Raw genomic sequence first — 12,236 nt, 5'->3', positions numbered from 1 at the left:
ATGTCCTCAGGCTGGCTCGTGCCGGGGAAGCCGTCGGCGAAAGGGAACCGGTCGACCTCGCCGAACTGGGTCAAAGTTGCTGGCACAATGTGGAGACGAAATCGGGAGAGTTGCTCATCGACACTGACGCCGTCGTCAGAGCGGATAAAACTCGACTCCAGCAGTTGGTTGAAAACCTGTTCAGCAATGCGGTGGAGCACGGTGGCGACAAAGTGACGGTGACAGTGAGTACACTCGATGACGGATTCTACCTGGAAGACGATGGGCCAGGGATTCCTGAGGCAGAGCGCGATGAGGTGATCGAGGCTGGGTATTCTTCACGAGAAGAGGGGACCGGGTTCGGTCTGAGTATTGTCAAAGAGATCGTGGAAGCCCACGACTGGGAGATTCGGGTGACCGAGGGGGCTGACGGTGGCGCTCGATTCGAGATAACTGGTGTTGAGTTCGTTGCTGAATAGATCCGCTGTATGCAGCAACCGGTTACTGACAGATTCTGATCAGATTGTCCCGGATCGTACTGAATACGAGAGGCAATGACACCGCGTTTCCCCGGGTTTCGAGAATATTTCGACCGCGTTCACTCGTGGCCCGAGACTGGTACAGGCTCGTATGGCTGTTCGAGATACTCCTGATCCGATTTCGAGAGGTCGATATCGAGGGCTTCGACGGCCTCTTCGAGGTGTTCGACGCTGGTGGTACCGACGATCGGCGCGTCCACGGAGTCCTGTTCGAGCAGCCACGCGAGCGCGATCTGGGCCATTGTAACGCCGTACTCGTCGGCCAGTTCCCCGACCCGCTCGTTGATCTCTCGCCCGCCACTTTCGAAGTAGGGGTGCTCATGGGCGTAATCGTCAGTCTCGCCCCGCGTCGTGGCGTCGAACTCCTCGTGTGGGCGAGTGAGGTATCCACGTGCCAGCGGGCTCCAGGGGATGACGCCGATACCCTCGCGATCACAGAGTGGCAGCATCTCCCGCTCCTCCTCGCGATACAGCAAGTTGTAGTGGTTCTGCATCGTCTGGAAGCGTTCGAGACCCAGGCAATCGCTGGTCGCGAGCGCCTCGGCAAACTGATGGGCCCACATCGAGGAAGCGCCAACGTACCGCGCCTGTCCCCGACGGACAGCGTCGTCGAGCGCTGACAGCGTTTCGTCGATCGGTGTGTCGTAATCCCAGCGATGGATCTGGTAGAGGTCGACGGTTTCCATGCCCAGTCGATCCAAGGAGTTCGCGAGTTCCTGCTCGATGGCCTTCCGGGAGAGGCCGCCGGAGTTGGAATTGTCGTCGTCCATCTGGAAGAAACCCTTCGTGGCGACGACCTGCGCATCGCGATCGTATTCCGCGAGGACCTTTCCGAGGACGCGCTCGGACTCGCCCAGTGAGTACATGTTTGCTGTGTCGAAGAAGGTAATTCCCAGGTCGATCGCCCGCTCAATGATTTCCCGGCTTTCCTCCTCGTCCAGTACCCACTCCCGCCACTCACTGCTCCCGAAACTCATACAGCCGAGGGCGATTCGGCTGACTTCCATGCCCGTGGAGCCGAGGGTGGTGTACTCCATAGTTGGTGCAGGATCGAAGGGGAAAAAAGGATTCGGCCAGGTGTGGTATGATTCACCCTCGGCCGTGGCACTTTTGATCAGGCGGCCATGGCCAATTTTCGGTTGACGGCGGTTTTCTGCAGGTGTGCTGAATACAGCCTCTTAATGCAGCAGTCGGTTTCTGACAACCTCTGATTAGGTCTCACGGAGCGTGAAGAATACAGCGCGCAAATTTAGTTCGGCGCCCGGGGTCACGCGGCTTCGGAAAGTCATTCATCCGCCCCGCTTTTGGTTGAATCGACCAGCCGCCTAGAGACATCGAACCGGCCGGTCGCATTTTTTCAAAGGGTTCCGAGTCGGTCCTCATCGAACGTGGTCGCGTCGAAGACACTGGCGGCGAGGTCGCTGGACTTGCTTCGCGCCAAATCCTATTCTCCGTCCTTTCTGATGGTCCAGTTCATGGTTCTCGAGGTGGTTCGGATGTTATCGAACCTGTACAGGTTTTGATTGTAGTCGGCGATCGCCACCCGTGTGCTTCCACTGGTACCGTGGTGAGATTTGGTTTCACTGAGGGATGACCGTTCCCCATAGCCTCTTGGTTACCCTGGAAGGCAACGGAACTGGCCCATCGAAAACCACGAATAACCACTAGAATTAAATTACCTCTCTCCTTGCCTAAACGGGATGGAGGGTGAGACGGAAATACAACTCGAACGCACCCTCGGATTGAAGGAGGCGCTAATGATCGGCGTCGGGACGATGGTCGGGGCTGGCATCTTCGTTCTTCCGGGTGCCGCTGCGGCCCTCGCGGGTCCCGCCTCGGCGATTGCCTTCTCGGTTGCTGGCGCCATCGCCATGCTCACAGCGTTATCGGCAAGCGAGCTCGCGACCGCGATGCCGGCATCGGGTGGGCCGTACCATTTCATCAACAAAGGGCTCGGACCACTTTTTGGCTCGATAGCCGGCCTCGGCAACTGGCTGGGATTAGCGTTCGCGACGGCGTTTTACGCCGTCGGGTTCGGTAACTACGTCGCCCCGCTGATGGCAAGCCTGCCGTTACACCTCGGATACGTCTCGGCGCTACCGTTGAGTGGGGCCCAGGTCGGTGGCCTCGTCGCAGCGAGTGTGTTTATCGCAGTAAACTATCTCAGTACCGACGGAACTGGCGACCTACAGAACGTCATCGTCATTGTCCTGCTTGGTATTTTGGGAGCGTTCATTGCGCTTGGGGCGACACAAACAGACCTTGCGACACTCAGGCCTTTCTTTCCAAAGGGCCAGGGAGCCATCTTGCCGACGACTGCACTCGTATTTGTCTCCTATCTAGGATTTGCCCAAATAGCGACCGTCGCGGGCGAGATTAAAGAACCGGGACGGAATCTCCCCCGAGCAATGGTTGGGGGTGTTTTGCTTGTGACGATTATCTATGCTGTCTCGATGCTCATCCTGCTCGGCGTCGTTCCGTTGGAGCGCGTCGCCGGCTCGGGCACCGCGATCGCAACAGGCGCTGAGACGATTTTCGGTGCCTTCGGCGTGGGTGTGGTCGGTGTCGGGATGTTAACCTTTGGCGGACTACTTGCGACAGCCTCCTCGGCCAACGCATCCGTGCTTTCGGCCTCACGAATCAACTACGCTATGGGTCGGGACGGTCTAATGGACTCCCGTCTGTCGAAGATTCACGATGACTTCAACACGCCGTACCGGTCAATCGTGTTGACGGGTGCGCTCATCCTTGTGTTCATTGTTGCCGGCCAGGTCAACGCGCTGGCGAAAGCGGGTAGTGTGTTGCACCTGCTCGTCTACGGCTTGCTCAACGTCTCACTTATCGTGTTCCGAGAAACCGAGGCGATGGGCTATGAGCCGTCCTTTCAGGTCCCGGGATATCCTGTCGTCCCTGCCCTCGGGTCGGTGTTGTCGTTCGCCCTCATCGGGTTTATGGCGTTACAACAAATACTGCTGGCCGGCGGCCTTATTGTCGGTGCTGTCGTCTGGTACGCTATCTACGTCCGCCCGCGGGTCGACGATACCAGCGCCCTTGCGACCTACCGCTCGCCACCAGCGGTCGAGGTGGAAGTCGAGGTGAACTTCAACGTGACTGGTGATGGGCGGGCGTCGACGCTGGAGGGTGGTGGTACCGATGGCTAATTTCTGGACAAGCGACAGCAGTCCGCGCTGGTCAGCGATCGGCACGCACTCACCGGGAGATGCAGCAAACGATTTCAACGGAGCCACACCATGATTTCGGACCCAACCCTACTTGTCCCAATCGACGCATCGGACCCCGAGGAACCGGCACTGGAACTGGTCGGGCTGCTCCATCCGTTACGCATTGTGGCGCTGGGGTACTATCCGGTGCCCGATCAGGCAGCACCCGATCAACTCCGTGACGAGTACGAGGAAGAGGCGAAAGAGGCGCTGCGGTCGAGCATTCAACGGTTCGCCGAAGCTGGCGCCGATATCGAATCAGTGTTGGTGTTCACGCGTGACCTCGTCCAGTCAGTGGACCGAGTCGCCAATGAGTACGACTGCGACGGGGTGCTTGTGTCGGGGGCCATCGATACGATCGACCGCGTCCTCGTCTCATTGAAAGACGAAGAGAACATGTTTCGGGTTCTCGAGGTTGTCAAGCTCGCGATGGAAGCTGGCGATCCCGAAGTGACACTATACCACGCCGAGAGTGTCGAGAAGGGCAGTGCCAAGTCGGAGCTATACCTCCGTGGGGCGACCGACTGGTTGACCGAGCGGGGTCTCGATCGCCAGCGCATCACCTGGAAGGAGCCGACAGCCGAGACCCAGCAAAGCGAGATTCTCGAACTGTCTAGGGAGCACGACTTCATCGTGATGGGTGAGGCCGAACCGGGTATACGCGAGCGTGTCCTCGGCGATCTGCCAGACCGGATACAGAAAAAAACAGGACGGCCGGTACTTACGGTTCGCAAGGAACGGTAACATGAGCAAGTCAGAACCGAGAGTCCTGGTCCCAGTCGACGTTTCCTCGGAGGAAAGACCGGATCCCGACCTATTAGAACTCCTCTATCCCGCGAAAGTCGTGCTCGTCGGGTGGCATCCAGTCCCGGACCAGACCGCCCTCGAACTGATGCGCGACGAACACGAGGCCGACGCAATCGAGCGAATCGAAGCCATCGCCACGGAGTTTCCAGAGGGAACAGATATCGAAACAGTCGTCGTATTCACCCGTGACCGTTCAGAAACAGTGGACCGCGTCGCCGACGAATACGAGTGCGATGTCATCCTCGTTCCCCAAGACGGCCGCGAAATTCGGCGTGTTCTCGTCCCCATCCGGGGCGATGTAAACGTTACACGAATCGTCTCGGTGGTTGGGGGGCTCCTGAAAGAGAGCGGCGCGACAGTCACACTGTACCACGCGAGCCCAACCGGCGAAGAGGACCCAACAGTCGGTGAGGCCCTGCTGCGGGGGGTTGCGGACAAACTTGAGGCCAGCGGGGTCGACCCCAAGCGTATCGATACGACCGCTGTCGAGAGTGATTCCCCAGTTGCGGACATCGTGGACGCCGCGAAGAACCATGACGTTCTCATCCTCGGCGAGACCGAACCGACGCTGGTCCAACAGATCCTCGGCGACGTTCCCACCCAGATCATCGAACGCGCCGGTCGTCCGGTACTTGTGGTCCGCAATGTGGACGCCTGAGTACCACAGAGACCTCTCAAAGTCGGTCTTGTCGGCTGGTGAGTAAGTTGGCTGCCGTGGTAACGGGAGCCATCTGGAGGTGAGGAAAGGAAAAGGGAATCTGATGGGTATGGTCCTCCCTCAGTCAGACTCTCGAATGAAAATAACTGCGTGCTGAATAGATCGCGCATACCTCGCAAAAAAGAATCCCGAATCCCGCCCTCAGTAAGTTATTTCTGGTCTCTGTGATTTGCATGTAATCGGTGCCAAACCTTCACAGTGTGACGGGAGTGAACAGTGGAGTCCGACACTGTTCCTGGTCGGTGGAGTTCTATTAATCGGTCACGCGGTGATATCGGGCCTTCATGCACAGTCGTGGCCCTTCCGCAGCATCAATCGTCACCCCTCACCGCGGAGCGACACGACCGTCAGCCCTAACGCAGTAATTCCAAGTACCCGCGTCGCCGGTATCACCAACGATTTTACGGTGATGTCGTCTGGATTCTCGTAGGCGAGCGACAATCCAAAATTCAGGTACCGACGCGGTGCGACCACCGCGGCTGATCCAAATAGGTAAAATATCTTGCCTACGAATTCCGAGAGGAAAGCACCCCGGCGGACCAGGAGCAGGTACCCGATCCCTTCAACGCGGGCCATCGGGATGGTCGATCCACGAAGTATGGCGTCCTCTGGGTTCTCAAACGCTAAAGTCTCTGCAGTTTCGACGATCCTGCGTGGAATCGACACCATTACCAGACCGATGACTGACAATAGCGTTCGAAGCATACTGACTCTTCGCGGGCCATCGAAAAAAGCGTTAATTGGCAGTCGTGCAGAGGTGTTCACAGGTCTAAGTCAATCCATCTTAATTTCTAGTAGATTGTCCCCTCTTTCGGCTTTTAGTACCATTCGAAGAAGTTGATGAATAGAACCTCCAAGTCGGTCACATCATATCTGACAGTTAGTGGGGGATATTTCCGGAGGTCTGCGAGATATACGGCGCAAATTCAGCACGTTGGCGATTCATCTGATCGATTCGCCACAGGAAGACGGTTGCTATTCCAATCCTTTCCTCGGATCGCCCAACCACAGAGAGACACCTATGAGTACGTCTTGAAATTGGACCTCATGACCGGTTGCTCGCTATCTATGCCGGCGGCGACTGGACGTCCCATCCCCGTAGCGATCCGGGGCTCCAACCAACCACGAGAATCACTGCGACGACAGCGTAACCCGAGAGGATGAACGGGTACATTTCAGGGACGAACCCCATCAGTTCGCCCGTCAGGTTCCCGAACGCGTGGAACAAGAGTACTGCCAGAATGCTCCGACGGATATTATTGTAAACCCAGACGAGAATGATCGCATTGAGTACGAGCATCGGCATCCACCACGACAATTCCGGTTCAAACGTCGTGTTGGCGTAGTACCCGGGAAACAGAACAAAGGGTGCGTGCCAGATTGCCCACGCCGTGCCGTTGTTGACATCCGCCCGGCCCTGAAGGGCGGGGTTTTAGCCTTGCAACCTCCATAATACCCGTACCCAGTTCGATCAGTGTTTCATTGAGGCTGAGTTCAAAATCTCGGAGGGCAATCGGACAGAACTCTTTGATCCTGGAGACGAAATGACCGTCGTCAGCTGTCGAGCGGACATACGGCAGACGTGGTAAACAGAGGAGGGCGTTTCTATGAAAGGTCTCCGGGTTCTTTGCAAGCCGAAGCCCAATTAGAGTCTGGATGGGGGTAGTCACCAAGCTGGTTTCGCTGACACGTTCTTCTCCAGGTACCTACGAGTGCCAAGAATGCGGAGCGTGTTTCGACGTCCAGCACTACCAATGCCCGGAGTGTGGAAGCTACAGGGTGGAGCGCGTTCAATGGGACACCGAGTGATGGGCTAGTCACCGAGTTCTCAGGCATTACCCCACCTTCTTAATGCAGTTTCCGGCCGCGGATGAAGCGGCCATCGTATCGATATTCGCCTCTGAATAGATCCATTCAATCATTATCATCTCCCATCAAAACCCCAAATGGCCGGTTTGTTCCGATGAGAAGTCCTCGGAACTCTTCGGATTCGTTTTGTCCGTTTCCCTCCAAAGGAATTACTCTAATTGAAACTCGGTTGCGTATTTCAAAGGCCAGACACCGGCACCATCTCCGATGTGGAGTTTCACTTTCGCTCCGCCAGGATGTCTATTAACACACAGTAAAACCAATTCCTCGGTAATGGCAAACCGCAAAGGCGAACGCCGCGAACGCGAACTCGTCAATCGACTCGATGAAGCCGGATTTGCGGTCATGCGTGCCCCCGCATCGGGAAGCGCGACCGACCGCGATCTGCCAGACGTTTTGGCGGGTAATGGGGAGTCGTTCTATGCCATCGAGGCCAAGTCTTCGAGCGGTGATCCGATTTACATAGATGGCGAGGAGGTGACCGCATTGGAGTTCTTTGCGGAGAATTTCGGAGCGGAGCCTAGGATCGGCATCCGGTTCGACGAGCGGGACTGGTCGTTCTTTGCCCCGAGTGAGTTGTATGTAACCGATGGTGGCAACTATCGAGTCAAACTGGAGACGGCGATTGCGGAGGGGGAGGATATCCTGGAACTCGTGGGCGAATCGACACAAATTCGACTGGGCGATTCCGAGGTGCTCGCTTAGAGTGTCTCATTACAGCAACGAGAGAGGAATCTGTCTTCGTGCTGAATAGAGTGCGCATATCTGCTGCATGCCAGATTGACATCCTCCTCCGCGTGAAGTCGGAGGAATCCCGAGTCAAGCAAATCGAAGATTTGCGTCCGTCGCAAACCTCCGGTTTGCTCAGCGGTGGGAGTTTCAGGTTTGTAGTCCAGTCACCGGACTACCACACCTTTCGGGCGCGGGTAGTCCCACAGCATCGGAGTGGGGGAGTTGGCGTTCACGAGAGCAAAGCTCTCGTTCGCACATCAGAAATCAAAGATTTCTGAGGACGGTGCCAAACCGCCGTTACTCCCATCCTCAGCATCGTTGACTCCCATCTGTTGTTTTTGCCAGCAGGGAGTTGCTGGTGCGTCGACGGACTTGGAGTTATCTTCGGGTTTGCTCGACCGAGGGGCACAGGCGAACCCTTCGAGGATTCGCGTTTACCGCGTCGGTGTTTCGAATACTGCCTCGTTAACAGGGGCGGGCAGGCCGCCTCCGAAGGTCGTTCGGAATCCGCTCCGTTCCGACCTGAACTTACTGTTGTATAGTGATTCTTGTCACTTGAATGCATGGATTGGAAACTCGGACTATGCTATTGTCGGTGGAACGTAACACTGAGTGACGGCGCGTATCCACGGCGTGAACGCCGTGGTATTGCGCCTGCTCAGCGTATAAAATTTGACCGAATTGGTAAGAGTATTGAACCACAACATCCTCATATGCCCGATTCTGACGATGGTGGACAGAAGCCACCACCTGCCTCCAAAGAGGTTCTTGAATCTTGGGCACCCCACCCGTACCAGTCACTCACTGCCGATGGAGAGATTCTCTCGGTCAATGACGCCTGGCTCGAAACACTGGGGTTCGAACGGGACGAAGTAATCGGGAGGTGGTTTGGGGATTTGCTCACGGCGGATTCCAAATCCACGTTCGAGAGCCAATTCGAAGAATTCAAAGCCAGTGGCGAGATCTCTGCTGCCGAGTTCGAGATGAAACGGAGCGACGGTGACACGATAGTAGTCTCTGTGGATGGGAAGATAGAGTATGACGAAAACGGGCAGGTCGTTCGAACACACTGCCAGTTCTGGAACGTGACCGATTGGAAACGGACCGAGCATGAACTGGGGCAGCAGCAAGATCGGCTCCGAGCGATTACGGACACGATTCCAGATATCGTTATACAATACGACGCAGCGGGAACGGCAAAGGAAGTGATGACGGGACAGGAGGACCTCTTAATTGCTGCTCCCGAAGAATTGGAAGGCTCCACGATAGACGAGATGTTGGATCCCACAGCCGCGGAGCAAATCCAGTCAGCAATCGATAAAGCACTTCAAAACCGCGAGGTTACGTCCACGGAGTACCGACTCCATATCGACGGTGAGGAAGTATGGTTCGAGGCCAAGGTCTCCCCTCTCGGGGATCAAGATCCTGACGAGGTAGTATTCTCTTCGAGGGACATTACCGAACGGAAGGCCCAGCAAAGGGAGTTGCGCCGCACGAAAGAGCGTCTCGAACTTGCCATAGAGGGGGCAAACCTTGGCATCTGGGATTGGGACATGCAGTCGGACAAGGTGGTCCGGAGCGATCAGTGGGCTGAAATGCTTGGCTACAGTTCTGGGGAGATCATAAACGAGATCGGAGGATGGGAGAAGTTGCTCCACCCAGAGGATCGGGAACCTCACGACAAGGCCCTCAATGAATACCTCGCAGGAGAGAAAGACCTCTACACCGTCGATTACCGCCTCCAGACCGCCGACGACGAGTGGAAGTGGATCCGGAATGTGGGGAAGGTGATGGAGTGGGACGAAGCGGGCAACCCCGTCCGGTCGGTCGGGATCCACCAGGACATCGACGAGCAAAAGCGAGCCGAGCGGGCCCGCAAACAGTCCCAGAAGCGCCTCCGGCAGATCATAGATCTCGTCCCGGATCCAATTTTCCTCAAGAACCACGACGGGGAGTACCTCCTCGCGAACGCGGCCGTCGGGAAGATCTTCGGGTTAGCCCCGGAGGAGATGATCGGCAAGACCGAACGGGAAATGGGAATGAGTGAAGAGAGATTCGAACGCTACCGGGAAGAGGATCGCGAAGTTATCGAGTCCGGGGAATCGCTCATGATCCCGGAGCGGCAAGCCCGAACCGCCGACGGCGATGTGCTCACATTGCAGACGATCCTCATTCCCTACGAGTCCGTCGGCTCCGACCCCGACGGAATCCTCGGGTACGCACGGAACATTACCGAACGTACGGAGTACGAGCGGGCCCTCGAACGCCAGCGGGATGATCTGGAGTTGCTCAACCAGGTGGTCCGACATGACATCCGCAATGACCTCCAACTCGTACTTTCCTACGCCGAGATGCTAGAGAAGCATGTCGAAACCGGTGACAAGGAGTACGTTCGACAGGTTCTAGAGGCCGCCCGCGACGCCGTCGATATCACGGAAACGGCACGTGATGTGACCGAAATTTTGCTGCAGCAGCAAACGGAGCGCTCACCCGTGGACCTCAAGGGCGTCCTTGAACACGAAATCCAGGATGTTCGTCCGTCCAACGAACGGGCGCTCATAACAGTCAACGGCACGATCCCCCAAGTCGAGGTGCTTGCCGACGATCTGCTCGAATCGGTCTTCCGAAATCTCCTCAGCAATGCCATCAATCACAACGACAAGGAGGTTCCTGAAGTCACCGTCTCAGCGACGACGGCTGACGAAGTCGTACGAATCCGGATCGCCGACAACGGTCCTGGCATTCCAGATGAGCAGAAAGAGCGCATATTCGAGCAAGGCGAGACCGGAATTGATAGCGTCGGTACCGGGATCGGTCTATACCTCGTCCAGACGCTTGTTGATCGGTACGGAGGCCAAATCTGGATTGAAGATAACGATCCTGAGGGAAGTGTGTTTGTGATTGAGCTACCAATTGTGAATTGACACCGAGCCCTCAAACTTGCCGATTACCTCCTGCTGACGACATGCTCTAAGTCTTGCACCGCACTTTGATCATAGAACAGGTACATCCCAGTGACTGTGCTAAATACATCGCGCGTATGTCGCAAACCGGGGAGGTTAACTCATGAGATTCGTATGCAACGGTAGAGAGGCGATGTACGGATGACGCGGATGTGGGGAATCGATCCACAGCTGCTCTGTGACCAGCATCTGCTTGGCGAACACACCGAAATGCACCAGGCGGTCGGGACGCTTCGGAACCATCCACATGGTGAGGCGATCGTCCGTGGGCATGCCGAGCGACAGCAACTCGATACATCGAAGCTCCAGGCCCGACACGATGACCTGGCGGACGAACTCGAACGCAGAGGAATGACCCACGACTCGCCAATGAACTACGAAGACACCCAAGAGTTGGGCAGCATCAACCCGGAACGCAACCGCGCGAACCTCCGAAACCGGTGTGACGATTGCCAAAACCGAATCGAAACTATGGAAACGGACTCTACTACCAACTGACTCCGTCTGCCGCCCGGGATTGCTGGAATTATTTACCCCTTGGATTCAGTCCCTCCGTTTTGACAGCCTTCAGGTAATGGTGTGTTGCCAGCACCGTTCGATGATCCCTCTACACGCCGTTGCGGCTAGTGGAACAAAACACCTAACCTGTATTAGTGTGATGTGAGAACATGGATACGGCCCCCGATAACGGTGCTTTGGGGGATAACAAAGAGAACACCAATCGCTATAGATCCATCATCGAAGCCGTTCGAGACGGTGTTTTTGTCGTCACTCTGGACGGTACCATCACCTACGTCAACGAATCGCTTTGCTCCTTGACGGGATTTGAACGGAACGACCTGGTTGGCGAGACGTTCGAGACGCTGGTCGAGTCAGAACTGGTTCACTCCGAGGAGTTTGATCGATTCGGTACGGTGATCAACAATCTTGCCGAGGGAGAAATTCAAGACGAGATTCTAACATTCGGAATTGGCCAGGAAACCAAGCAGATGGTAGACGTTCGCGTCTCGAAACAAATCCGGGATGACGGCACTGAAGATATCGTCGGCGTGGTCCGGGACGTCACAGAGCGTGAGCGGAGGGCCCGGGCTGCAGAACAAAAACAGGAGATTCTGGCAAAACTCTACCAGATTGGCGCTGAGGACGTTCTCACGTTCGAAGAAAAAGCCGAGCGCATCCTCGCAATCGGATGCGAGTACCTGGACCTGCCCTACGGGTTCTTGACGAAAGTGGAAGAGGACGTACAGGAGATAGTCCACGCTGTTGGCGATCACAAACTCCTCCAGCCAGACGAATCGGCACCGATGGAGCAGTCATATTGTCGGAAAACCATCAAAAGTGACGGCCTCGTCGGCATGCAAGACGCCCGAGAGGAGTTGGGCGAAGACGACCCGGCGTACGAACTGTT

Annotated in this window: 11 protein-coding genes; 8 read left to right on the top strand and 3 right to left on the bottom strand. The window is 56.3% G+C overall.

All coding sequences use genetic code 11. From position 1 onward, the window contains the following. Positions 1–458: sensor histidine kinase (locus V5A26_RS10270; RefSeq protein ID WP_332322433.1), on the top strand; the 458-nt coding region annotated here is incomplete at its 5' end. A 119-nt stretch (positions 459–577) separates the two neighbouring features. Here V5A26_RS10270 and V5A26_RS10265 read toward each other — a convergent pair. Beyond that, on the bottom strand, positions 578–1,555 hold the full coding sequence (locus V5A26_RS10265) for an aldo/keto reductase (protein WP_332320392.1): 978 nt from the start codon (positions 1,553–1,555) through the stop codon (positions 578–580). A gap of 663 nt (positions 1,556–2,218) precedes the next feature. Between V5A26_RS10265 and V5A26_RS10260 the strand changes: the two genes are divergently transcribed. The 3 genes from V5A26_RS10260 (at position 2,219) to V5A26_RS10250 (ending at position 5,204) form a co-directional block, all read left to right on the top strand. Continuing rightward, positions 2,219–3,679, top strand: coding sequence for an APC family permease (locus V5A26_RS10260; protein ID WP_332320393.1), 1,461 nt, complete (start codon positions 2,219–2,221; stop codon positions 3,677–3,679). A 90-nt stretch (positions 3,680–3,769) separates the two neighbouring features. Further along, a complete protein-coding gene (locus V5A26_RS10255) occupies positions 3,770–4,483 on the top strand; it encodes a hypothetical protein (RefSeq protein WP_332320394.1) in 714 nt (237 codons plus the stop codon). 1 nt (position 4,484) lies between these two features. Then, positions 4,485–5,204 (top strand): universal stress protein, encoded by a 720-nt coding sequence (locus tag V5A26_RS10250; protein ID WP_332320395.1) that lies wholly within the window; start codon positions 4,485–4,487, stop codon positions 5,202–5,204. 378 nt (positions 5,205–5,582) lie between these two features. On the opposite strand, the gene V5A26_RS10245 is transcribed toward V5A26_RS10250, so the two are convergent. Further along, positions 5,583–5,969: a hypothetical protein gene (locus V5A26_RS10245; protein ID WP_332320396.1), complete on the bottom strand. Its 387-nt coding sequence runs from the start codon at positions 5,967–5,969 to the stop codon at positions 5,583–5,585. Between the two features lie 361 nt (positions 5,970–6,330). Then, positions 6,331–6,564, bottom strand: a complete 234-nt coding sequence (locus V5A26_RS10240; protein ID WP_332320397.1) for a hypothetical protein — start codon at positions 6,562–6,564, stop codon at positions 6,331–6,333. Positions 6,565–7,406: 842 nt separating this feature from the next. Here V5A26_RS10240 and hjc point away from each other — a divergent pair. The 4 genes from hjc to V5A26_RS10220 all read left to right on the top strand — a co-directional run. Continuing rightward, a complete protein-coding gene (gene hjc / locus V5A26_RS10235) occupies positions 7,407–7,838 on the top strand; it encodes a Holliday junction resolvase Hjc (protein ID WP_332320398.1) in 432 nt (143 codons plus the stop codon). 740 nt (positions 7,839–8,578) lie between these two features. After that, on the top strand, positions 8,579–10,789 hold the full coding sequence (locus V5A26_RS10230) for a PAS domain-containing sensor histidine kinase (RefSeq protein WP_332322432.1): 2,211 nt from the start codon (positions 8,579–8,581) through the stop codon (positions 10,787–10,789). A 180-nt stretch (positions 10,790–10,969) separates the two neighbouring features. After that, positions 10,970–11,326 (top strand): pyrimidine dimer DNA glycosylase/endonuclease V, encoded by a 357-nt coding sequence (locus V5A26_RS10225; RefSeq protein ID WP_332320400.1) that lies wholly within the window; start codon positions 10,970–10,972, stop codon positions 11,324–11,326. Between the two features lie 170 nt (positions 11,327–11,496). Beyond that, a partial coding sequence (locus V5A26_RS10220) for a PAS domain-containing protein (RefSeq protein ID WP_332322431.1) occupies positions 11,497–12,236 on the top strand: 740 nt, incomplete at its 3' end.

Origin of the sequence: Halodesulfurarchaeum sp. (assembly GCF_036626455.1) — an archaeon.
GTDB lineage: Archaea > Halobacteriota > Halobacteria > Halobacteriales > Halobacteriaceae > Halodesulfurarchaeum.
This window is presented reverse-complemented; position numbering and strand designations above follow the sequence as displayed.